The sequence below is a fragment of the Psychromonas sp. MB-3u-54 genome, from assembly GCF_002836415.1.
Lineage (GTDB): Bacteria > Pseudomonadota > Gammaproteobacteria > Enterobacterales > Psychromonadaceae > Psychromonas.
Genome location: NZ_PJBP01000178.1, coordinates 63,513 through 86,176, shown reverse-complemented (window position 1 = coordinate 86,176; position 22,664 = coordinate 63,513). Strand labels below are relative to the sequence as shown.

Genomic DNA, 22,664 nt, shown 5'->3' with positions numbered 1-22,664 from the left:
TCTCCATAAACTCAGAATTGAAAAACTATTTCCAAGCTTTCCATGCATTGATCAGACCATTGGTTGAACCATCATGGGTTGTTACCGCTTGCTCATCCGACAGTTCAGGTAAGATTTGACCCGCAAGCTGCTTGCCTAATTCTACGCCCCACTGATCAAAGCTGAAGATGTTCCAAATAACGCCCTGCACAAAGACTTTTTGTTCGTACATTGCAATCAGCTGACCTAATGTTTGCGGCGTTATTTTATTTACTAAAATGGAGTTAGTGGGTTTATTACCCGCGAACACTTTAGAAGGCACTAAATGCGCCACCTCTTCAGGCGTTTTACCCGCAGCAGCAAACTCAGCTTCTACCATCTCTTTACTCTTGCCAAAGGCTAAGGCCTCTGTTTGTGCGAAGAAGTTAGAAAGTAATTTAGGATGGTGATCACCCGCCGGATTATGACTGACGGCAGGGGCAATAAAGTCACAGGGGATCAATTTTGTACCCTGGTGAATTAACTGGTAAAAGGCATGTTGCCCATTAGTACCGGGCTCACCCCAAATGATGGGACCGGTTTGGTAATCCACAGCTTCACCGTTACGATCCACACATTTACCATTAGATTCCATATTCCCCTGTTGGAAATAAGCAGGGAAACGGTGCATATATTGATCATAAGGCAGAATAGTTTCTGACTCTGCGCCATGGAAGTTATTATACCAAACACCAATAACCGCTAAAATCACCGGAATATTATTCTCAAAATCAGTTTCTGCGAAATGCTTATCCATTTCATGCGCACCGCCAAGCAGGTCTTCATAATTATCATAACCGATAGTGAGGGCAATGGATAAACCAATAGCAGACCAAATTGAATAACGACCGCCCACCCAGTCCCAGAATTCAAACATATTATCAACATCAATACCAAACTCGGCAACGGCGCTTGCATTGGTTGATAATGCGGCAAAATGTTTAGCCACAAAGGCCTCATCTTCGGCAAAGTTTAAGAACCACTCGCGTGCGCTATGCGCATTGGTCATTGTTTCCTGGGTGGTAAATGTTTTTGAAGCCACTAAAAACAAGGTCGTTTCCGGATCAACTTTAGCTAAAGTTTCAACAATATGCGTACCATCAACGTTAGAGACAAAGTGCGCATCAATGCCTTCAACTTTATAAGGACGCAGCGCCTCTGTCACCATAAAAGGACCTAAATCCGAACCGCCTATGCCGATATTAACGATATCGGTAATAGCTTTACCGGTGTAACCTTTCCACTCACCGGAATGTACTTTTGCACAGAAACCTTTCATTTTTTCCAGTACAGCATTAATTTTTGGCATGACGTTTTCGCCATCAACAAACACCGGTGTATTGCTGCGGTTACGCAATGCGCTATGCAATACAGCACGATTTTCCGTCACATTGATCTTTTCACCCGAAAATTGCGCTTTAATCGCCCCTTTGAGGTCGACCTCTTCCGCGAGTGTCAAAAGTTTTGTAAAAATTTCTTCAGTGATTAAATTTTTTGAAAAATCCACTAAGAGATGATCATCAAACCGACGGGAAAAGGCCTTAAAACGCTCCGAATCATTGGCAAACAGAGTCGATATTTTCATATCAGCATTGTCATCAAATAATGCTTGTAATTCAGACCATGCGACTGTTTTTGTTGGGTTGATATTTTTTAACATAGGTAATTCCCACAAAGTTAATGTTTAAAAGAAAGAAAAGAGTTATTTAACTACAAAAAAACACTTTAGATACTGATTTGAATCTATTTTAGTGATGCCATTTCAATTGGTACAACGTTATTTTTCTTTGTTTAAAATAAAACAGAGAAAATAGCGAATAAGAAAAAAGTAACACTCATTACGGCGTGATTGGAAAAAGTTCTTGATAGTGAACAAAATAGTGGATTATTTCGCTTCCAGAAAGTAACGACTATCTTAGTCACGGCAATGGCCGGTTAATTTTTCACTACAGGTTAGCACTATCCTATTAAGTTTTTCCTATTACCGAGTACAACCTAAGCAATTAACAATAAAGATCCAATTTTAGACAAAATCAGGTATTATCCTTGATCTTATTTTAGATCTGCCCTAAGCCCGTTAGGGTTAGAATCTGTCACAGCATAAAGGGAAAAGTATGAGCAACCAATCAGAAAACACCACCCATTTTGGCTTTAAAACCGTGCAGGAAGATACAAAAGCAGACTTAGTTGCTGACGTTTTTCATTCGGTAGCCGCTAAATACGATGTTATGAATGATGTTTTATCAATGGGGGTTCATCGCGTTTGGAAACGTTTTACTATTGATTGTTCAGGCATACGCAAAGGTCAAAAAGTATTAGATCTGGCGGGTGGTACGGGTGATTTAACGGCTAAATTCTCTCGTATAGTGGGTCAAACGGGACAAGTCACTCTCGCTGATATTAATGACTCTATGCTCAAAGTGGGTCGCAGCAAACTGCGCGATCTGGGGATTGTCGGCAATGTCAGTTATGTACAAGCGAATGCCGAAGAGTTACCTTTTCCTGACAACCATTTTGATTTAATTACGATTGCCTTTGGCTTACGTAATGTCACCGATAAGGACAAAGCATTAGCTTCTATGTACCGGGTCTTAAAACCGGGTGGACGTTTGTTAGTGCTTGAATTTTCTAAACCTCTGTATAAACCGCTCAGTAAATTTTACGATTTTTACTCCTTTAACGTTCTCCCTAAACTTGGGAAATTGATTGCAAACGACAGTGAAAGTTACCAGTATCTTGCGGAAAGTATTCGCATGCACCCCTGTCAAGAAACCCTAAAAGAAATGATGAATAGTGCTAATTTTGAAGGTTCGGAATATTTTAACCTCAGTGGTGGTATTGTTGCCCTGCACCGTGGTTACAAATATTAACCAATATAAGGTTGGGTATTAGATTATCCCAGCCACTACTTGCTAACATCAACGCTAAAATAGAGGATATTATGCCATTAGATAAGCTGGTTTGCGGTTTTCTTGAAACCACTGTGAATAAATTACAGCAACTTGATTCAAGCGCATTACAAAGACGTAAACAACTTAATGGCACTATTATTGGCGTCGCTCTCAAAGAGATTAATAAACCACTCTATTTTGTGATCAGTACACAACAGATTGATATTCTGTCTGAGTATGAAGGGCAGGCAGACTGCTTTATTCGCTTAAATATTTCGGCATTAAAAGAATTACAGAATAATCATCAACTCACGCATTTAATTAAAACCGAACAACTCGAGGTAGAGGGTGATATTCAAATAGTACAGCGCTTCGCACGTTTACTCACCGAGATGGATATTGACTGGGAGGAACACCTGTCAGTTATCATTGGCGATATCCTCGCCCATAAACTTTATTATGAATTCAAACAATGCCGGAAAAACGCCTCGTTACAAATAAAAAAAATTGAAAAACAGAGTGGCGAATACATTACTGAAGAGCTAAAAATCGCCCCGGGGCCGCTAGAAGTTGTGTATTTTTGTGAGCAGGTAAATGACATCAAAAAGCAGGTCGATGCCTTAGAAAAACGTCTCCAGCAAGGTTTTGCCAGCAGTAACAAGTTAACCCGGAATATCCGATGATAAAAATAAAAGAACTCACCCGCCTTTACCAAATCAATAAAACGGTTATTGAATATGGTTTAATAGAACTGCTTCCTAAAGAGCATGTACCATTAGCCTATCGTTTTATGTGCGCTTGTCTGTTTTGGATTAACAATAAGCATCAAGGTAAAAGTTTACCCGAAAGATTACGTTTAAGTTTACAGTCGCTGGGGCCTATTTATATTAAACTTGGGCAAATGTTATCCACCCGCCGGGATTTATTACCCCCCATTTATGCCGACCAACTGGCCTATCTTCAGGATAATGTCCCTCCTTTTTGTGGTGAACAGGCGATTGAGCAGATAGAAAAATCCTTTAATCAGCCGATTGACAGCATCTTCGAGGACTTTGATAAAGTCGCCCTTGCCTCTGCCTCTATTGCCCAGGTGCACACGGCAACATTAAAAGAAGATGGCCGAGCCGTGGTGGTTAAGGTCACCCGCCCGGGCATTGAAAAAAAAATTCAGGCCGATTTACAGCTGATGAAGTGGCTAGCTTCTTTGATGCAGCGCTTTTTAAAAGAAGCGGAACGTCTGCGTCCGGTTGAAGTGATACATGAATATGAAAAAACCATTATTGATGAAATAGACCTGATGCGCGAAGGTGCTAATACCATCCAATTACGGCGCAATTTTTTAAATTCCAAGCTACTTTATGTTCCGGAAATATACCCTAATTACTGCACTAAAAATGCCTTAGTCATGGAAAGAATTTATGGTATTCCAGTTTCTGATATGAACGCGTTAAAGGCACAAAAAACAGATCTTAAGTTACTGGCTGAACGCGGAGTAGAGACCTTCTTCACTCAGGTTTTCCGGGACAGCTTTTTCCATGCGGATATGCACCCCGGTAATGTCTTTGTCTCCTATCAACACCCGGAAGATCCCCTCTGGATAGGGATCGATTGTGGGATTATGGGCACGCTAAATAAAGAAGATAAACGTTACCTTGCAGAAAACTTTCTGGCCTTTTTCAATCGAGATTATCGCCAGGTTGCACAACTGCATGTCGATTCCGGTTGGGTTCCGGCGGATACACCCGTTGAAGAATTTGAGTTTGCTATTCGCGCGGTATGTGAGCCTATTTTTGAAAAACCCCTTGCAGAAATATCATTTGCACAGGTTTTAATTAACTTATTTAATACCGCCCGCCGCTATAATATGAAAGTGCAACCGCAACTGGTTTTATTACAAAAAACATTGTTTTATGTCGAAGGATTAGGACGGCAATTATACCCGCAACTGGATTTATGGGATACCGCAAAACCGTTTTTAGAAAATTGGATGAAAGAGCAAGTTAGTCCAAAAACCTTATTTAAATCAATCAGCCAAAAAGCGCCTTTTTGGCTCGAGAAGTTACCGGAATTGCCTGAGCTTATTTATTACAATTTGTCGCAGGCTAAATCACAGAATAAGCAACTGATTTTATTATCGGAATCTTTTAATAAACAACAACAAAATAATCGCAAAGGTTATTTTTATATTGCTGCGGCTATCGTACTGAGCTTAATTTCGGCACTGGCTTATCTGCAAGCAGATAAAAACCTTACTTTAGTCGCGGGTATCCCCGGTATTTTTGCCTGGTTACTTGCGTGGCACCATAGCAATAAGGTATAAAGTTTACTATAAATCAATACAAACAATTATATAAAGTTTACTCTAAATCAATATAAACAATTATATAAAGTTTACTATAAATCAATACAAACAATTAACTAAATAATAAAGAAGGAAATAAATTATGGGCGGCATTGGTATTTGGCAGTTAGCTATTGTCACGGTAATAGTGATATTACTTTTCGGGACAAAAAAATTACGCGGCATTGGCGGTGATTTAGGCGGTGCTATCAAAGGATTTAAAAAAGCACTCAAGGAAGATAATGACAAAGACTCTACGCAGGTAGACGATAAAAATTCTACCCAAGTAGATGATAAAGCAGAGCAATCCTCAAATAAAAAAGTAGAGGAAAATAGTAAAGAGCAGAGTAAAGAAAAAGATCAGGCATAATCATTAATTCAAGGTATATTTTAGATGTTTGATATAGGTTTTTGGGAAATTGTGGTCATTTCTGTGATCGGCTTAGTTGTTCTTGGCCCCGAGCGTCTACCCCATGCGATACGCAGTGTGATGCATTGGGTCACAACGGCAAAAAACATGGCCAACTCGGTTAAAACAGAAGTAACGCAAGAGTTAAAACTGCACGAAATAAATGAGAATATGATCAAAGCGAGTAAACAAGGATTAAAAGATCTGGATCCTGAATTACAAAAATCTATCGATGAAATGAAAGAAACAGCAGAGCAATTATCTCGCCCCTATAAAAAAGACATAGATGATATTAAAACATCTTTAAATAAAGAGCCCAACGGCACTGCGCAGCAAGAAAACAGTATTCTTGATAGCAGCAAAAACACTGCCCCCACACAGGACAAAAACGAATGAGTTCAGATCAGGATAATGGAACAAGCAGCCAGCACAGCTTGCCATTATTTAGCCACTTAATTGAACTTCGCGACCGTATATTGCGTATTGTTGCTATCGTTATGGTTATTTTTTTAAGCTTGGTATATTTCGCTAATGATATCTATCATTACTTAGCAATTCCGCTAACCAGCCAGCTGCCTGAAGGCGCCAGTATGATAGCGACCGGCGTGGCGACACCCTTTTTCACGCCGATTAAACTCACCCTGGTTTTATCTATTTTTATTGCCATTCCAGCTATTCTATATCAAGTATGGGGTTTTATTGCGCCGGGTTTATACAAACACGAACGCAAATTAGTCGCCCCTCTGGTGATTAGCAGCGCCCTGCTCTTTTATTTAGGTATGGCATTTTCTTATTATGTGGTCTTTCCGCTGGCATTTTCATTCTTCACTAATACCGCACCGGAAGGTGTTTTAATCGCCACCGACATCAGCAGTTATTTGGATTTTGCCTTAAAACTGTTTTTTGCCTTTGGACTCGCCTTTGAGATCCCCATCGCCACCTTAGTATTATGCTGGACGGGGGCAACCACACCGCAAAAACTCAAAGAAAAACGTCCTTATATTGTGGTCGCCGCATTTGTCTTTGCCATGCTGTTAACGCCGCCCGATGTAATTTCACAAACCTTACTGGCGGTGCCCATGCTAATTTTATTTGAGATTGGTTTACTGTTTTCCCGTTTTTATGTGCAACCGGCAGAAGAGAATGAAAATAGTGAACAGGAGAACTGAGATTAGATGATTGATATTGGCGCCAACCTGACGAATAAACGTTTTCAAAAAGATATTAATGACATTATTGCTAACGCAAAGCAGGTCGGCGTTAGCAGTATGATTATCACGGGAACAAATTTAACCGAAAGTGAAGCTGCCCTGCAACTGGCACAAAATTTTCCCGATTATTTGTTTTCGACAGCAGGTATTCACCCGCATGATGCGGCATCCTTTGATAAAAACAGCCTGAATCAACTTCGATCACTTGCCCAGAACCGATCGGTCAAAGCCATCGGAGAATGTGGTTTAGACTTTAACCGTAATTATTCAACACCCGCTGAGCAGGAATTCGCTTTTATAGCTCAGCTCGAGTTAGCCGTTGAGTTACAGTTACCTGTCTTTATGCATGAGCGTGATGCTAACCCCCGTTTTATCGAACTGTTAAAGCCTTATATCAAACAACTGCCCAATGCTGTATTACACTGTTTCACCGGCGATCAGTTCGATTTACAACGCAGCCTGGAAATTGATTTACACATTGGTATTACCGGTTGGATTTGCGATGAACGCCGTGGTGCCCACCTGCTGGAATTAGTTAAATTAATTCCAGATAACCGCTTAATGATCGAAACAGACTCCCCCTATTTATTACCTCGTTCAATGCGGCCGAAACCCAAATCAAGCCGTAATGAACCAAAATATTTACCCTATATAGCACAAACAATTGCCCACGCCCGCGATCAAAATGTAGAGCAATTTATAGAACAAACAACACAAACCAGCCGAGCCTTTTTTAATATTGGCGGAGTCTCAACCGTTTAATAGGATTTCTTCATGACCATTTCTCAGCATTTCCCTGCGCGGCGCTTGCGTCGTTTGCGTAAGCATGATTTTTCTCGTCGTTTAGTTGCAGAAAACCAACTTTCTGCAAGCGATCTTATCTATCCAATGTTTGTTGTTGAGGGGCAGAACCAACGCGAAAAGATAAAGTCTATGCCCGGTATCGAGCGTCTTTCAATTGATTTACTGGTGGCAGAAGCAAAGCAGTTAGTGACATTAGGTATTCCTGCTATTGCCCTGTTTCCGGTGACGCCAGAGAGCATAAAAACCGAGATGGCAGAAGAAGCTTATAACGCCGAGGGGCTTGCTCAACGCGCGGTAATAGCTGTTAAAGAGGCTTGTCCCGAATTAGGGGTGATCACCGATGTCGCACTGGATCCTTTCACTACCCATGGGCAGGACGGTATTATTGATAAAGACGGTTATGTATTAAATGACATTACGACCGAGATACTGGTTAAGCAAGCCCTTTCCCATGCGCAAGCGGGTGCCGATATTGTCGCACCGTCGGATATGATGGATGGTCGTATTGGTGCTATTCGTCAGGCATTGGAAAATGCCGGATTTATTAATACCCAAATAATGGCTTACAGTGCTAAATATGCGTCAAACTACTACGGCCCTTTTCGGGATGCAGTCGGCAGCGCCGGTAATTTAAAAGGGGGCAATAAATCAACCTACCAAATGGATCCCGCCAACAGTGATGAAGCAATTCATGAAGTTGCACTGGATATTCAAGAGGGCGCTGACATGGTAATGGTTAAACCCGGCATGCCCTATTTAGATATAGTCCGCCGCGTTAAAACTGAACTGCAGGTCCCGACCTTTGCGTATCAAGTAAGCGGCGAATATGCGATGCATAAAGCGGCCATAGACAACGGCTGGTTAAAAGAGCGCGAAACGGTTTTAGAATCGTTACTTTGTTTTAAACGTGCAGGCGCCAATGGCATTCTGACCTACTTTGCCAAGCAGGTTGCTATCTGGTTACAAGAAAATAAATAACAGCCAGTCTGAGCAAGATAAGCTTGCTCCTCACTCCCTGCCCCCATAACACGCTATTTGTAAAGTACAAAAAAATTAGCGGGTATGAAGGAAAGAGTAACGACAGGTTAATTTCACTCTTTTTTAGTCATAAAATAATGTACTAAGGCAATAAATATTGACAGCATTCCCGCGAATAAGGTCGCTAAAATAACGATCAGTGCACGTTTGGGGGCCGCCCTATTTAAAGGAGGCTCGACAACGTCTAAATAACGATAAGGAGTGAAGGAACGATCATTACTGAACTCTAATTTATTTAACGCATCGAGCGTGATTGTCATTGTTGCCAGCGAAGGCTCTAACACGCTTAAATCTTGGATCGATTTTAAAACATCAATTTTAGCTTTTAAGGCTTTTTCGCCGAGGTTAATGTGAAATAATTCCCCTTCTTTATTAAGGTTTGCCTGGTATTCAACTAAACCTGAATGGGAAGCAATCTGATAAGCATATTCGGTCTTTTGTAATAAAATAGCTAGCTCCCGAAGCGCTTTTTGCTCGGTCATCTGCAATGAAACCTGTAACTCATTTTTGGAGGAATCAACAAATAATAAAAGTTTCTCAAATTGATGTTGTTTGACATTTTCACCAATAAAGAGAATGTATTCATTTAACAATTCAGCGGAAGACTCTTTTGTTACTGAGCGAAACGATAAAGCCAGCTCAGACGTTTTACTATTAAGAGAGGCATTAATCTCATTCATCCAGGCATTTAATACCATAAAGTATTGCTGCCGACTTTGTTGTGCGGATGCACCAGTATTTTTACCTGGAACAGCTATCTGCTTTGCCTGTAAATAGGCTAAAAACGTACTGCTTTTTTCTAAAAAGTGCTTTTTATTGATTGATGAATTAAATGCATTGATAAAATTTTCGAATAAAGTACCGGGATCAATAAGCTCATTAGATACTTGCTTTGTATCTTGAGCGTTACTATTCGATAAGTCATTGCTATGGAGTATCGCACTGATTTTATTACTTTGAACATAAAGTGCAGCAACATCATTGACCTGAGGAACAATCACTTTACCTTTAGCTACCCACCATTCCTGCGCCGTTAATGCATAATAAACAGATCCTGCAATGGCAACCGCGCACATTACAACGGTTAACCACTTGTAATCCCAAATAACCTTAATAAGCTCACGTAAATCAATCTCATCATCTTGATAGGCATCAAGATGAACAGGCATTGCATTATTGTCTTTATTATTTTTATTATTGTTATTATTTTTATTATTTTTATTATTTTTATTATTTTTATTATTTTTATTATTTTTATTATTTTTTCCGGCCATAGTGTTGGATTCTTTTTTTTAAATTAAAATAAAAGTTTCCTCATATTATACTGAATCAATAAACATTTAAAATTAAAGTGAAATTCTCCTCACATTATTCTGAATCAACAAAGATTTAAATGATTGTTCTCTCAGATTTTGCTGCGCACACTAAGCAGTTGATCAAGAGGCCATCTTGGTTTCGCCTGAATCCCCAAGCCTTCAAAATGCCCTGCTTTTAAGCGCTGCATACCGGCATAAGCTATCATCGCACCGTTATCCGTACAAAACTCATTACGGGGATAAAAAACCTCCCCACCAAGCGATTTCATTAAAACGGCCAATTGACTGCGCAATGACTCATTGGCGCTAACGCCGCCCGCTACCACTAAGCGCTTTAATCCGGTTTGTTTTAAAGCACGCTTACATTTGATAGCAACCGTATCAATGACCGCATCCTGAAAGGCTAAAGCAATATCTGCCTGAGTTTGCGGATCTTTGCCTTCCTTAGCGATGGTGTTGGCCGCAAAGGTTTTTAATCCGCTAAAACTAAAATCAAGTCCGGGCTTAGTCGTCATTGGCCTTGGAAATATAAAGCGCTTTGGCACACCCTTTTCGGCTAATTTTGCCAAACGCGGTCCACCCGGATAATCTAATCCAAGTAATTTGGCGGTCTTATCAAAGGCCTCTCCCGCAGCATCATCAATACTTTCACCTAATACCTGATATTCACCAATATTTTCAACCTCGACCATTAGCGTATGGCCGCCTGATACCAGCAACGCCAAAAATGGAAATTCCGGACGATTTTCTTCGAGCATAGGGGCCAGTAGATGCCCTTCCATATGGTGTACTGCAATAGCCGGTATATTCCATGCGTATGCCAGGCTACGCCCGATACATGAACCGACTAATAACGCCCCAACAAGTCCCGGCCCGGCAGTATAAGCAATACCATCAAGGCTCTCTTTGGTGCAGTTTGCTGCCGCTAATGCTTCTTTGATTAACGGAATGGTTTTACGCACATGATCTCGTGATGCAAGCTCAGGCACCACACCACCGTAGTCAGCATGTAATTCAACTTGGCTATATAACTGGTGCGATAACAAACCAAGTTGATCATCATAAATGGCGATACCAGTTTCATCACATGAAGTTTCAATACCTAAAATACGCATATGACAAATGTTCCTTTGATTAAATTGACGATAGATAAAAAATGCTAGTTTAACGTAAAAAGACTATCCCGAATGCTTTTTTCATGCACTTATAAAGAAAACATTATGAATCTGGGTTAGAATGGAGGATCTAGAAGATCTTTTGTTCTTTTACAGTAAGTTTTTCGTACTAATTCTTTACTTTAGTCCCCAAATAGGTTTAAAATCTCGCACCATTTTAAATGAACTGGTCAGTATACGACCGTAACCATAAAGGTAATAGGCACATGCCAGTAATTAAACTTCGTGAAAACGAACCATTTGACGTAGCACTTCGTCGTTTTAAACGCTCTTGCGAAAAAGCAGGTATCTTAGCAGAAACACGTAAACGTGAATTCTTTGAGAAACCAACAACAGTTCGTAAACGCGCTAAAGCAGCAGCGGTTAAACGTCACCTGAAAAAACTTTCTCGTGAAAACGCCCGTCGCGTTCGCCTTTACTAATTAAGTTATTCCTAAATTAGATAAAGGATTGTTATGTCTTTAAAAGCAAAGTTAAAAGAGCAGCAAATACTCGCTATGCGAGCGAAGGATAAGGTCCGTTTGGGCACTATTCGTATGTTGCTTGCAGCTATCAAACAGATTGAGATCGATAATAAAGTTGAGCTCATTGATGATGAAGTTATGGCTGTTGTTATTAAATCAGTAAAACAGCGTAAAGATTCGATTGCTCAATTTGAAAAAGCGAATCGCATTGATCTGGCTGATATTGAAAAGGCAGAACTTGAAATATTACAAGAGTTTCTTCCACAAGCGCTGACCTCTGATGAAGTGCAAACTTTAATCGAGCAAGCCATTGCAGCTTCGGGTGCAAGCGGTATGCAGGATATGGGGAAAGTAATGGGGTTACTCAAAAAAGATATTCAAGGACGAGCTGACATGGGAGAAGTAAGTGCGCTTGTAAGAGCCAGCTTAGCTTAATCCATTACTCGTCAAGATATCAAAAGCCCCATGCTTACCCGTAAGCTTGGGGCTTTTTCGTTTGCAGACGAAATTAATTTCCCTCTCACAAGTCCAGTAAGATTTGGGCTCTCGGCAGAGCGATTTAGAATGTCTATTCCCTTATGAAAGTGCTATAAAGGAATAGCCAAAACGGCTTTCTTCAATTAATACACTAAATGGTTTAAAGACATGGCAGGACGTATTCCAAGAAATTTTATTGACGATCTTATTGCTCGTACCGATATTGTTGATTTTATTGATAGCCGTGTAAAACTAAAAAAACAGGGCAAAGATTACCGCGCTTGTTGCCCTTTTCATAATGGTAATAATAACTCGTCATTTTCAGTCAGTTCAGACAAACAGTTCTATCATTGTTTTAACTGTGGTGCGAGCGGAAATGTACTCTCTTTTATCATGGAATATGACGGCATTGAATTTGTTGATGCCATCGAAACGCTGGCCGAACAGCTATCGATAGAAGTCCCTCGCGAAGAAAGCGGCTTCGGAAAGTCACAACAAAGCAGCTATGTAGACCGCAAAGATTTGTATCAGTTAATGGCTGATATTGCTGTTTTTTATCAGCAGCAACTGCGTACACACAAAAACAGTCAACAGGTTATTAATTACCTCAAGGGTCGCGGATTATCCGGGCAGACGGTCAAACATTTTAAGATAGGTTATGCGCCCGATGGTTGGAATGAAGTACGCAAACGATTTGCAGTTTCGATCGAGTTAGAAAAACAGTTGATTGAAGCTGGCATGTTAATAAGCAAAGAAAAAAGTGGCAGTTACGACCGTTTTCGCGATCGAGTGATGTTCCCTATTCATGACAGGCGCGGCCGAGTTATTGGTTTTGGAGGTCGTGTTTTAGGTGAAGATGAGCCTAAGTACCTGAATTCTCCCGAGACGCCCCTCTTTCACAAGGGCAAAGAGCTCTACGGTTTATATCAGGTTAAGCAAGCCCATAAAGAAATTAAACGCGTATTAGTGGTTGAAGGTTATATGGATGTTGTGGCACTCGGTCAATTTGGTATTGATTATGCCGTAGCATCTCTTGGTACCAGTACAACGCCTGAGCACATCCAGCAGCTCTTCCGCCACACCAGTGAAGTTATCTGTTGTTTTGATGGTGATAAAGCGGGTAAAGCCGCTGCATGGCGAGCATTAGAAAATGCCCTGCCGTTTATACAAGATGGCCGCACGTTACGTTTTATGTTTCTTGCTGATGGCGAAGATCCGGATAGTTACGTACAAAAAGAGGGTAAAGAAGCCTTTGAAAATCTGATTGAACTGGCATTACCTTTATCTGATTTTCTTTTTCAGCATTTATTAAATCAAGTTGATATGCGCATTGCTGACAGCAAAGCTAAACTGGCACAATTAGCCATTCCATTAATGAGTAAACTGCCCGACACGGTATTCCGGCAGATGATGGAAGGGAGGCTTATTGCGTTATTAGGGATTGAAAAAGAGGGACTTGATAAATTATTACCCGCCGCGGCATCGAACAATAAAACAGCCAAAAAACAAAAAGTAACACCCATGCGTTTAGCTATTTCGGTGCTTTTACAGCATCCCGGCATTGCCTATGGTTTACCTGAATTTCCTGAATTTAAGGAAATGACCTTACCTGGCTTAAGTTTATTAAATTCGTTACTTGAAATTTGCCGTACTACCCCCAGTATAACAACAGGGCAATTACTGGAGCATTGGCGGGAAAAGCCAGAAAGTAAACAACTCAATAAATTAGCAGTATGGCAAAACGATATAAAAGAAGATTATTATGAAGCCTTTTTCCTAGACACTTTAGAAAACTTTCTTAATTTTCATCTTACAAATAAAATAGAATTTTTAAAACAAAAATCGCGTTCAGGCCAAGCGCTAACAAGTGCAGAAACACAGCAACTTGCATTACTGCTTGCTGAACAAAAACAGCATTAATGAACTAGAAAACTTCAGAAAATTAGCGTATACTAGATCGCTTGTACTTTTTTTATATAACCCCTATTTGCAATTGATTTTTGATTTGCAATCAATTTTTGGACGGTATCTATGGCTCAAACACCTCAATCACAGCTCAAAGAGCTTATTATCAAAGGTAAAGAAAAAGGGTTTTTGACCTACGCAGAAGTTAATGACCACCTGCCGCAAGATATCGTTGAATCTGAAACGATTGAAGATATTATTCAAATGATCGGCGACATGGGTATCCGTGTAGTAGAAACGGCTCCCGATGCTGATGATATGCTAATAGGTAGCGATGATAGCGAAACCCCTGATGAGGATGCGGTAGAAGCTGCTGCTCAGGTGTTAGCAACGGTTGAATCTGAGATTGGTAGGACAACGGATCCCGTGCGTATGTATATGCGCGAAATGGGAACAGTTGAACTATTAACTCGTGAAGGCGAAATTGTCATCGCCAAACGTATCGAAGAAGGTATCAAAGAAGTCCAAACTGCTGTTTCTGAATATCCTGCAACAATCTCAGGACTATTAGATAACTGGGACAGCTACGAAGCTGAAGAAATGAAATTAACTGATTTAATCAGTGGCTTTGTGGATCCTAATGATGACATGACACAAGCGGTCAGTGCCACACACATCGGATCTGAGTTAAGTAAAAAGCAATTAGAAGATGAAGATAAAGACGATAAAGATGATTCCGATGAAGATGATGAAGAAGAAGGACCTAAAGGCCCCGATCCTGAAGAAGCAGCTGAAAAATTTGCCGAACTTCGTAAATTAAATCAAGTTGTTGAAGATTCAATTATCAAAAATGGCCGTGCACATGCTGAGACACGCGCAGCCATTAATGAACAGGCTGAGTTTTTCCAACAGTTCAAATTAATTCCTAAACAGTTTGACCGTATGGTAAAAGCAATTCGCTTTGCAATGAACGCTGTTCGTGTACAGGAACGTTTAGTATTAAAGATTTGTGTTGAACAATGTAAAATGCCTAAAAAAGAGTTTATTAAACTGTTTAAAGGCAACGAAACAAATCCTGCATGGTTAGAAGTGATTCTTTCAAGTGGTACTGATTATGCAACCCGAATCAGTGAATTTGAAGAAGACTTAAGACGCTGTTTAAGAAAAATGTTAGCCGTGGAAGTACAAAGTGTATTAACCATTACCAATATGAAGGGCATCTCTCGCAACATGAGCATTGGCGAAGCCAAAGCACGTCGAGCAAAAAAAGAGATGGTAGAAGCTAACTTACGTCTGGTTATCTCTATCGCCAAAAAATATACCAACCGTGGTTTACAGTTCTTAGATTTAATTCAGGAAGGTAATATCGGGTTAATGAAAGCGGTAGATAAATTTGAATATCGCCGAGGTTACAAATTTTCAACCTATGCAACTTGGTGGATCCGTCAGGCAATTACTCGCTCTATTGCAGATCAGGCACGTACTATCCGTATTCCGGTACATATGATTGAGACCATTAATAAACTTAACCGTGTCTCTCGTCAAATGTTACAGGAAATGGGACGTGAACCGCAGCCGGAAGAGCTCGCAGAACGCATGATGATGCCGGAAGATAAAGTCCGTAAGGTATTAAAAATTGCGAAAGAGCCAATCTCAATGGAAACGCCTATTGGTGATGATGAAGACTCTCATCTAGGTGATTTTATTGAAGATACAACGATTGCGCTGCCTGCTAACTGTGCCACAAGTGAAAGCCTTAAAAATGCAACTAACGATGTATTGGAAGGTTTAACTGCACGCGAAGCGAAAGTATTACGTATGCGTTTTGGTATCGACATGAATACCGATCATACTCTTGAAGAAGTCGGTAAACAGTTTGATGTAACACGTGAGCGTATCCGTCAAATTGAAGCGAAAGCATTGCGTAAACTTCGTCACCCAAGCCGCAGCGAACAACTGCGCAGTTTCCTGGATGAATAACCCAGATTAAAATCACAAAATCCTGCTTCGGCAGGATTTTTTTTCTCTAAAGAGTGACAAATAGCGAATATTATCAAGTGATATCAACAAGAGCGTAGAATAAATAAGCAAACGCATGACATATACTAGACAGACAAAAATTTACCTTATATACTCGCCTTTCAAATTTAGCCCTTCCATTCACTTGGCATAGCGGTTAGAGAAAAAATTAGACACTTAGCCTTAACTTGGCATAGTGGTTAGAGCGCAAGCTCTACATATAAAAAATTTGGCCCCTTAGCTCAGCTGGTTAGAGCATACGACTCATAATCGTCAGGTCCTCTGTTCAAATCAGAGAGGGGCCACCACATTCTAAAAGCCGTAATAGATTAAATTCTTTTACGGCTTTTTTTATGCCTGTAAGAAATGGGTGTAGTTGTGGGTGCAGTTAGAGATTATTAAGCCTGCAAACTATGATTTCACCAACGACCAATATTTCCTTTCTGATTGATACAGCTCACTTTTACCTTTGAACATAAACAATCGTGGACATCCATTAATTACAATGGCCATAATTTAATATAAAGACTCATAAATATCAGCCCTGATAAGCCGTATTTAAGTGATTTATTAAGGTAGCTAGAAAAATCTTATTGAAGAGCAGGTTAAATGGTTAGATTGGCTGCATTTAACGCATGTTGAAGTACCTTAACGAGCAGAGATGTATAAGACGACATTAAAATATTTTAAATCAGAGAATTAATGCAAAACTCGATGCAAGACATTCTTCTTGGCAATCCAACATTTACCTGTATGTTCAGCGTAAGAAGCTAATTCTTCTAACGACCCTACTGCACCATGATAATTTTTGCCAAAACTACTCGCTAATTCACTCCAGGTTTCATCATCTACTCCTAATTCATTAAGTAATTGTGGCCGAGTGCCTAATACCGCACCCCGCTTATCATCTCGTAATACTCTGCTCGTCCAATCCAGTAATTCAAGATAATCAATCAGCGAAAAAGGAATGCCTTGCGGTGTATGCTAAGACTCATCGCCCACAAAACCATACAAAGGTTTAATGGGGCCACTTTCGGGTGCCGCGGTAATGTTTTGACTGATGGCCCCGTGAATGCGTTCATGAGCAGAGGTGTATTCTGAGCGCTCTATGCTATCGGCCATTTTCGCGCGTATTGGGTTTAAATCAACGTAAGCCATGCAGGTAATTAACGCATTTTCATCTAATAGTGCCTGCGATTTAAAACGCCCCCCCCCACCAATGTTTCGGGAAAATATTGGAACAGCTTTAGCTGGCCCGAAGGGTGAACGCCAGGGATGGCAGTGAATAAAATCGACCGGCGCAATTATCTTCTTTATTCGCTTTACGGGCGATAAATTCATTAATACTGCGCATACTAATTTATCGGGAATCAATTAGAACAGCTTTAGCTGGCCCGAAGGGTGAGCGCCAGGGATGGCAGCGAATAGAATCGACCGGCGCAATTATCTTCTTTATTCGCTTTACGGGCGATAAATTCATTAATACTGCGCATACTAATTTATCGGGAATCAATTAGAACAGCTTTAGCTGGCCCGAAGGGTGAGCGCCATGGATGGCAGCGAATCAACCAAGAGATATCCATTAATCTTTCTCGCCACCTATTGATAACCATTTTTACCATCAATAACTCTTCCTCGGATAATCCTGCCCCCGCTTGCCATCGACTGACCAATGTTGGCATTGAATAAAGACGGTTCCAACGCAGACAAACTTCTTCATCGGTTAACTCACTGTTTTCTAATTCATTAACATGCAAAACCAGATGCCTTTTATTTTAACTACGGGGATTAGACATAATGGCATAAGCGCAGGTATCAATAGTAAAGATGGAGGTTAAAAACTGGAGCCGTTCGACCATCCATTGTCTGCGATGCTCAAAGCTTTGCCCGCTGAATTTATCCTTGCCGCATAAAAAAGGACGCCGTACACAACGGGAAATACAATGACAAATTTTTAGGGAATAAATTTGAACAGCTTCAGCTGGCTTCGAAGAAGTGAATAACAGGGATGTTATTCATAAAGTAGGCGTATCAACCAGAGAAATCTGTGTTGCACGAGATTGCGTCATAATGAACTCCTAATTATTCAAAACAGTGTCTGAATAAAATATAGAAGCAGATTAATATGTAGTCAATTAGATGCCTGTCCAGCTATTTGTTACGGCTAACTGATAAAGATATCTGAATGATTTTCTTTCTATGATAAGCAATTTTACCGGTATCACTGTTATCAAAAGGGAAACTTATTCTACGAGCTATTGACAATGCAAATGATAATCATTACCATTTACATGGTGTTTTTAATAATAACTGAATAGGCTTTAGTATGAAAAAGACAATGACTTTTGCAGTATTACATTTCACAGTCGCTTTTACAGTTACTTACTTATTAACTGGCAGCATAGTGATTGGCGGGACCGTTGCCTTAGTTGAGCCTGCGGTGAATACTTTTGTTTTCTACTTTCATGAAAAAGTGTGGAAAAAAATTGAAGCCGGAAAGGTAGAAAAAAAAATGAGCGGCATCCATTCTGTCTGTTAATTATTTACGGATAGGAAACGATACTCTCCATTGTAAGAAAAAGAGTGGCTGTCCAACTTTTGAGCGATTTAGAGCCTGAATATATCTCTGTTAGTTGAGGTAAGTAAAATAGCCTAAAAGATCACAGAACAAAGACCAGCAGTGGAATTTTATTCTTGGCTTATAGAGACGAAAATAAACAGCCATAAAAGCTTAATCTATTACGGCTGTTAGAAGGTCTCCTATTTTAATCCTATAAATGGCGATAATTGAAGACAGCCAAACCTTTTTGACGGATAGAAATATGGGCAACACACCGGTTTTTGCAAAGGAGAATAGTAAATTTCAATAAGGTTTTGCTGAGATCGAAGCGTCATAAGAGAAAAAAACCTGCTCGAATCAATCTTGACTGCACTTTTATTCTTCCTATACTCAAACGGGTGCAGAAGGCTTTAAATGCATCTCTTACTCAAATCGGATGCGTCTCACCTAGCGGTATAAAATGGATGCTATTATGCACTTACTATTTAAATCCAAGTTACTTTTAACAATCTACCTTCCTCTATTATTGTCTCTTCTTTCCTGTAATAGCGATGCTGAGCCTGCAGCTAAAAGGATTGAAGGTAATGCAGGCTCAATACTTCTGGCTGAGAGTTTTGCAGCCTTCAATGAACCCTGGGCGATGACTTTTCTACCCAGCGGTGATCTCCTGATAACTGAAAAAAAAGGTACTTTACTTGTGGTTGACCTGGGTGACAGTTCCAAGGTAGTTGCTAAAACAGTTGTTAAGGGCGTACCTAAGGTAGCTTATGGTGGTCAAGGTGGTTTGGGTGATGTAATTCTCCATCCTCAGTACAAAGAAAACCACCGAATATACTTATCCTATGCCGAAAAGGATAGCTCAGGAAACAACGGAGCCGTCGTTGCCCGGGCTCAATTTATTCCTACATCGGCCAAGCCTCAACTGCAAAACCTTGAAATCATCTGGCGGCAAATACCTAAAGTATCGGGCAGCGGACATTATTCTCACCGCTTGGCATTTAGCCCGAATGGAAAGCTGTTTATCACTTCCGGCGAACGGCAAAAACAGGCACCAGCACAGAGCTGGACGCAAAATTTAGGCAAGGTCATCAGGCTAAACGCAGACGGCTCAGTGCCATTCGACAATCCGTTTCAGGATAAAGGAGAACTTGCAAAAACCTTCTGGTCTCTTGGACACCGCAATTTACTGGGTATTGCCTTTGATAAAAAGGGGCAACTGTGGACACACGAAATGGGCCCGAGGCACGGTGACGAATTCAACCTGACCCTTGGTGGAGATAATTATGGTTGGCCCATTGTGTCCTGGGGTGATCAATATTCTGGTATTCCTATTCCCGATCATGATTCGCGTCCGGAGTTCAATCCACCTGAAGTATACTGGGTGCCAACGGTTGCACCATCAGGCCTGATTATATATTCCGGTGTTATGTTTCCAAAGTGGGAGAGTAATGCCTTTATCGGTGGGCTCAAGTCAAAATCACTGCTGCGGATAAAAATTGAAGGAGAGCAAGCCGAGGAGGTAGAACGTTTCACCATGGAAAAACGAATACGAGAGGTTGAGCAGGGACCAAAGGGTGCAATATGGGTTCTTGAGGATGAAAATGGTGGTCGCCTGCTGCGCCTCAGTGCATTCGAGTGAGTCATGAAATTGCTAATATTGGCTAATCAGATGAAAATGAATTTGAGATAATGAAAATACATGCCGAAACAGGTTTCAACTTACTTAACCACTGCACACTGTCTGATCTTAAAGCCGCTTCGTTGGCCGCCTATCATCACCTTAAAAATGCCCTGTTGCTGGTAAATAATCAACAACAGGGCTAGCTAACAATACCTACTCTGCCACTAACCAAAGTACCTGATAAGCGCCTAACTCAAGTGCAGTTGCTTTGTTAACCTTAGTAGCACTGAGTAAATCCAGCATTTTATTCGAAGCCAAAATGTCGGTAATTGAAGATTCAACTGATTGGCTTTCTTCACTGAAATTACAGATAGCCAACATTTTCTGACCACTTTCATGAATTCGGCAATAAGCAAACAGATGTGCATTATAAGTTTCAAGAATCTCCGTCGCCGCGATACCAAATACTTGATGCTGCTGGCGAATCTTTATCATAGCCTGCAAAGATTGCTTAACGAAAAATTGTGCTGAGCCCGCTTGTTCCGCTAATTTAATATCCTGATCGGTGATTGCCGGGCGATTAACCCAACGCGAATCCTCTTTTTTACTGTGATCGTCAAGGTAACTGTAATCATTCAACATGCCTAGCTCATCCCCTTGATAAATGAGAGGAATACCGCCAATACTCAGGTTAATACTGTTAAGCAGGTTGATTCGCTTTAACGCAAAGTCAATATCGCGCTGATTATTTTGTTCAAGCCCTTTTTCCAACCCGGTTAATGAAGCCAATGATCCACAGACGCGGCAATCTCCCGTGGCGGGGTTTTCTTGAAATGGCACACCCTGCGCAAAAGATCCTTCAAAACGGCCGGTATAAAAATTATTAAGAAAACGGCGGTGGTCAAAGCCATTAATGCCCAATTGCTGCGCAAGAGCATCATCAAAGGTCCAGCCAATATCATCATGACAACGAATATAATTAACCCAGCTGCATTGCGGCGAGATGGCAAAACTTTTTTTCAATGACGCGGTCAGTAACTTAGTTTCTCGGGTTGCCAGACTTTCCCACATTAAGGCCATCATTAATGGATTATAGGATAACTGGCACTCATCTTTACCAATATACTTTGCCACTTCATCGGGATGAACTATCGCTTCAGATTTAAAAACAACCGCAGGGGCAACAATTTGTAAACATAAATTAAAAGCTTGAATAAGCGTATGTGCTTTAGGTAAATTCTCACATTGTGTCCATTTTTCTTTCCATATAAAAGCCAATGCATCCAAACGCAGTCCTTCACAACCGAGGTTTGCTAGAAACAACATCTCATCGGTAATCGCATTAAAAACCGCAGGATTGGAGTAGTTAAGATCCCATTGAAAACTATTAAAAGTGGTCCAGACCCATTTTTTTTGTGCTTCTAAATAGGTAAAACTACCGCGACGTACCGTAGGAAATATTTCCCGGCACGTTTGGTTATAGTCATCAACCTCTTGTTTCTTTTCAAAAAAGTAATAAAAATCGGTAAAATCTTCATCGCCGGCCTTAGCCCATGGGTGTTCATCGGAAGTATGATTAAACACAAAATCCAATACTAAACTTATCCCCTCGGCTGATAATGCATCGCTAAGGGCAAGCAGATCTTTTTCTGTGCCGAGTTTTGGATCAACTTCACGATAGTCTGAAACAGCATAACCGCCATCACTATCCCCTTCGGGAGATTTATATAACGGCATCAAATGTAAATAATTAATGCCTAAAGATTTAAGGTAGGGAATTTTCGCTTTTAATTTCTTTAAATCACCGGCAAACAGATCCACGTAAACTGCCATGCCAAGCATTTTCTGATCACGGTACCAACCTGGCTTATCAAGACGCAGTTTATCTTGTTTCTTAAGCTTCCTCGAGCGTGCGACAATCCCCGCTGCCAGATGAGCCACCAGTTGTTGCAAATAATAAAAGAAATCATATTGTTCACCGTATAAGTGATGCAGCTTGGAAAATAACGCGGGGAAGTTTTTGTCTAATCGTGCTAAAAAAAGTGCCAAATCATTTTTTGTGAGTTTAGATAAATCAATAAGTTCTAGAATGCGTTTTAAAGTACGCTGGCTTTCAAAGGTTAAATCCATATTTATTCTGCTTATATTGATAATTACAATTTACCGCAACTGGCTTCGATAGCCCATTAAAGTCATTCAACATAGTGTAAAACCGAACAATTTAAAATATGAATTGGCAATAACTCTGCCTTTAGCCATGCTGTTGATCCTGATTGTGATCTGGACAACATTGTCATTCCCTGCAATACAAAAAAAAGCCAACAAGATGACTGCACAGCATAAAACCGTGCAACCCAAAGCGGACCACCTCGGCGGTATAACACAAGCTAAGATATCAGGTTGTATTTTGCGGCA

At 40.5% G+C, this 22,664-nt stretch carries 21 protein-coding genes and 1 tRNA gene; 16 read left to right on the top strand and 6 right to left on the bottom strand.

All coding sequences use genetic code 11. The features are described 5' to 3' along the window. Positions 1-25: 25 nt before the first annotated feature. Positions 26-1,678: a glucose-6-phosphate isomerase gene (gene pgi / locus CXF72_RS16130; RefSeq protein WP_101040537.1), complete on the bottom strand. Its 1,653-nt coding sequence runs from the start codon at positions 1,676-1,678 to the stop codon at positions 26-28. Between the two features lie 454 nt (positions 1,679-2,132). Between pgi and ubiE the strand changes: the two genes are divergently transcribed. From ubiE to hemB, 8 genes are all read left to right on the top strand, one after another. Beyond that, positions 2,133-2,888, top strand: a complete 756-nt coding sequence (gene ubiE, locus CXF72_RS16125) for a bifunctional demethylmenaquinone methyltransferase/2-methoxy-6-polyprenyl-1,4-benzoquinol methylase UbiE (RefSeq protein ID WP_101040535.1) — start codon at positions 2,133-2,135, stop codon at positions 2,886-2,888. A 71-nt stretch (positions 2,889-2,959) separates the two neighbouring features. Beyond that, positions 2,960-3,592 carry a ubiquinone biosynthesis accessory factor UbiJ gene (locus CXF72_RS16120; protein WP_101040533.1) on the top strand — a complete coding sequence of 211 codons (633 nt, stop codon included), beginning with the start codon at positions 2,960-2,962 and terminating at the stop codon, positions 3,590-3,592. Then, positions 3,589-5,229 carry a ubiquinone biosynthesis regulatory protein kinase UbiB gene (gene ubiB, locus CXF72_RS16115; protein WP_332870234.1) on the top strand — a complete coding sequence of 547 codons (1,641 nt, stop codon included), beginning with the start codon at positions 3,589-3,591 and terminating at the stop codon, positions 5,227-5,229. Before CXF72_RS16120 ends, ubiB begins: the two co-directional genes overlap by 4 nt. A gap of 124 nt (positions 5,230-5,353) precedes the next feature. After that, complete coding sequence (tatA, locus tag CXF72_RS16110) at positions 5,354-5,620, top strand: twin-arginine translocase TatA/TatE family subunit (RefSeq protein WP_101040531.1); 267 nt, start codon at positions 5,354-5,356, stop codon at positions 5,618-5,620. Positions 5,621-5,644: 24 nt separating this feature from the next. After that, on the top strand, positions 5,645-6,055 hold the full coding sequence (gene tatB / locus CXF72_RS16105) for a Sec-independent protein translocase protein TatB (RefSeq protein WP_101040528.1): 411 nt from the start codon (positions 5,645-5,647) through the stop codon (positions 6,053-6,055). After that, positions 6,052-6,828 (top strand): twin-arginine translocase subunit TatC, encoded by a 777-nt coding sequence (gene tatC, locus CXF72_RS16100; RefSeq protein ID WP_101040526.1) that lies wholly within the window; start codon positions 6,052-6,054, stop codon positions 6,826-6,828. The genes tatB and tatC overlap by 4 nt, the downstream gene beginning before the upstream one ends. Positions 6,829-6,834: 6 nt before the next feature. Beyond that, positions 6,835-7,632: a TatD family hydrolase gene (locus CXF72_RS16095; protein WP_101040524.1), complete on the top strand. Its 798-nt coding sequence runs from the start codon at positions 6,835-6,837 to the stop codon at positions 7,630-7,632. Positions 7,633-7,644: 12 nt separating this feature from the next. Then, complete coding sequence (gene hemB, locus CXF72_RS16090; RefSeq protein ID WP_101040522.1) at positions 7,645-8,652, top strand: porphobilinogen synthase; 1,008 nt, start codon at positions 7,645-7,647, stop codon at positions 8,650-8,652. A gap of 113 nt (positions 8,653-8,765) precedes the next feature. Here hemB and CXF72_RS16085 read toward each other — a convergent pair whose 3' ends face one another. Together CXF72_RS16085 and tsaD are read right to left on the bottom strand one after the other, a co-directional pair. Beyond that, entirely contained in the window at positions 8,766-9,986 is a 1,221-nt protein-coding gene (locus CXF72_RS16085) for a Wzz/FepE/Etk N-terminal domain-containing protein (protein WP_232785008.1), read from the bottom strand. A gap of 131 nt (positions 9,987-10,117) precedes the next feature. Continuing rightward, positions 10,118-11,143 carry a tRNA (adenosine(37)-N6)-threonylcarbamoyltransferase complex transferase subunit TsaD gene (tsaD, locus tag CXF72_RS16080; RefSeq protein WP_101040518.1) on the bottom strand — a complete coding sequence of 342 codons (1,026 nt, stop codon included), beginning with the start codon at positions 11,141-11,143 and terminating at the stop codon, positions 10,118-10,120. 266 nt (positions 11,144-11,409) lie between these two features. On the opposite strand from tsaD, the gene rpsU reads away from it, so the two are divergent. The 5 genes from rpsU to CXF72_RS16055 all read left to right on the top strand — a co-directional run bounded on the left by rpsU (position 11,410) and on the right by CXF72_RS16055 (position 16,376). Next, a complete protein-coding gene (gene rpsU / locus CXF72_RS16075; protein WP_011768738.1) occupies positions 11,410-11,625 on the top strand; it encodes a 30S ribosomal protein S21 in 216 nt (71 codons plus the stop codon). Between the two features lie 33 nt (positions 11,626-11,658). Next, positions 11,659-12,102, top strand: coding sequence for a GatB/YqeY domain-containing protein (locus CXF72_RS16070; protein WP_101040517.1), 444 nt, complete (start codon positions 11,659-11,661; stop codon positions 12,100-12,102). Between the two features lie 210 nt (positions 12,103-12,312). After that, on the top strand, positions 12,313-14,064 hold the full coding sequence (gene dnaG / locus CXF72_RS16065) for a DNA primase (protein WP_101040515.1): 1,752 nt from the start codon (positions 12,313-12,315) through the stop codon (positions 14,062-14,064). Positions 14,065-14,175: 111 nt separating this feature from the next. Continuing rightward, positions 14,176-16,029, top strand: coding sequence for an RNA polymerase sigma factor RpoD (gene rpoD, locus CXF72_RS16060; RefSeq protein ID WP_101040513.1), 1,854 nt, complete (start codon positions 14,176-14,178; stop codon positions 16,027-16,029). A 270-nt stretch (positions 16,030-16,299) separates the two neighbouring features. Further along, positions 16,300-16,376, top strand: a tRNA-Ile gene (locus CXF72_RS16055). Between the two features lie 676 nt (positions 16,377-17,052). Here CXF72_RS16055 and CXF72_RS19445 read toward each other — a convergent pair. Then, positions 17,053-17,409: a hypothetical protein gene (locus CXF72_RS19445; protein ID WP_157823278.1), complete on the bottom strand. Its 357-nt coding sequence runs from the start codon at positions 17,407-17,409 to the stop codon at positions 17,053-17,055. A 158-nt stretch (positions 17,410-17,567) separates the two neighbouring features. Further along, positions 17,568-17,825 (bottom strand): hypothetical protein, encoded by a 258-nt coding sequence (locus tag CXF72_RS16050; RefSeq protein ID WP_101040511.1) that lies wholly within the window; start codon positions 17,823-17,825, stop codon positions 17,568-17,570. A gap of 569 nt (positions 17,826-18,394) precedes the next feature. Here CXF72_RS16050 and CXF72_RS16040 point away from each other — a divergent pair. The 3 genes from CXF72_RS16040 (at position 18,395) to CXF72_RS20075 (ending at position 20,452) form a co-directional block, all read left to right on the top strand. Beyond that, positions 18,395-18,607: a DUF2061 domain-containing protein gene (locus CXF72_RS16040; protein ID WP_101040507.1), complete on the top strand. Its 213-nt coding sequence runs from the start codon at positions 18,395-18,397 to the stop codon at positions 18,605-18,607. 481 nt (positions 18,608-19,088) lie between these two features. Continuing rightward, positions 19,089-20,267 carry a PQQ-dependent sugar dehydrogenase gene (locus tag CXF72_RS16035; protein WP_101040505.1) on the top strand — a complete coding sequence of 393 codons (1,179 nt, stop codon included), beginning with the start codon at positions 19,089-19,091 and terminating at the stop codon, positions 20,265-20,267. A gap of 50 nt (positions 20,268-20,317) precedes the next feature. Continuing rightward, positions 20,318-20,452 carry a hypothetical protein gene (locus CXF72_RS20075; protein ID WP_269801199.1) on the top strand — a complete coding sequence of 45 codons (135 nt, stop codon included), beginning with the start codon at positions 20,318-20,320 and terminating at the stop codon, positions 20,450-20,452. A 10-nt stretch (positions 20,453-20,462) separates the two neighbouring features. On the opposite strand, the gene CXF72_RS16025 is transcribed toward CXF72_RS20075, so the two are convergent. Continuing rightward, positions 20,463-22,379 (bottom strand): alpha-amylase family protein, encoded by a 1,917-nt coding sequence (locus CXF72_RS16025; RefSeq protein ID WP_101040503.1) that lies wholly within the window; start codon positions 22,377-22,379, stop codon positions 20,463-20,465. Positions 22,380-22,664 lie beyond the last annotated feature (285 nt).

Bases quoted from the DNA above. Each gene is read 5' to 3' on its own strand.
- tatB (WP_101040528.1), top strand. From the start codon at position 5,645: ATGTTTGATATAGGTTTTTGGGAAATTGTGGTCATTTCTGTGATCGGC.
- CXF72_RS20075 (WP_269801199.1), top strand. From the start codon at position 20,318: ATGAAAATACATGCCGAAACAGGTTTCAACTTACTTAACCACTGCACA.
- ubiB (WP_332870234.1), top strand. From the start codon at position 3,589: ATGATAAAAATAAAAGAACTCACCCGCCTTTACCAAATCAATAAAACG.
- rpoD (WP_101040513.1), top strand. From the start codon at position 14,176: ATGGCTCAAACACCTCAATCACAGCTCAAAGAGCTTATTATCAAAGGT.
- CXF72_RS19445 (WP_157823278.1), bottom strand. From the start codon at position 17,409: ATGAATTTATCGCCCGTAAAGCGAATAAAGAAGATAATTGCGCCGGTC.
- CXF72_RS16120 (WP_101040533.1), top strand. From the start codon at position 2,960: ATGCCATTAGATAAGCTGGTTTGCGGTTTTCTTGAAACCACTGTGAAT.
- tsaD (WP_101040518.1), bottom strand. From the start codon at position 11,143: ATGCGTATTTTAGGTATTGAAACTTCATGTGATGAAACTGGTATCGCC.
- dnaG (WP_101040515.1), top strand. From the start codon at position 12,313: ATGGCAGGACGTATTCCAAGAAATTTTATTGACGATCTTATTGCTCGT.
- CXF72_RS16035 (WP_101040505.1), top strand. From the start codon at position 19,089: ATGGATGCTATTATGCACTTACTATTTAAATCCAAGTTACTTTTAACA.
- pgi (WP_101040537.1), bottom strand. From the start codon at position 1,678: ATGTTAAAAAATATCAACCCAACAAAAACAGTCGCATGGTCTGAATTA.
- rpsU (WP_011768738.1), top strand. From the start codon at position 11,410: ATGCCAGTAATTAAACTTCGTGAAAACGAACCATTTGACGTAGCACTT.
- ubiE (WP_101040535.1), top strand. From the start codon at position 2,133: ATGAGCAACCAATCAGAAAACACCACCCATTTTGGCTTTAAAACCGTG.
- CXF72_RS16095 (WP_101040524.1), top strand. From the start codon at position 6,835: ATGATTGATATTGGCGCCAACCTGACGAATAAACGTTTTCAAAAAGAT.
- hemB (WP_101040522.1), top strand. From the start codon at position 7,645: ATGACCATTTCTCAGCATTTCCCTGCGCGGCGCTTGCGTCGTTTGCGT.
- tatA (WP_101040531.1), top strand. From the start codon at position 5,354: ATGGGCGGCATTGGTATTTGGCAGTTAGCTATTGTCACGGTAATAGTG.
- tatC (WP_101040526.1), top strand. From the start codon at position 6,052: ATGAGTTCAGATCAGGATAATGGAACAAGCAGCCAGCACAGCTTGCCA.
- CXF72_RS16070 (WP_101040517.1), top strand. From the start codon at position 11,659: ATGTCTTTAAAAGCAAAGTTAAAAGAGCAGCAAATACTCGCTATGCGA.
- CXF72_RS16040 (WP_101040507.1), top strand. From the start codon at position 18,395: ATGAAAAAGACAATGACTTTTGCAGTATTACATTTCACAGTCGCTTTT.
- CXF72_RS16025 (WP_101040503.1), bottom strand. From the start codon at position 22,379: ATGGATTTAACCTTTGAAAGCCAGCGTACTTTAAAACGCATTCTAGAA.
- CXF72_RS16085 (WP_232785008.1), bottom strand. From the start codon at position 9,986: ATGGCCGGAAAAAATAATAAAAATAATAAAAATAATAAAAATAATAAA.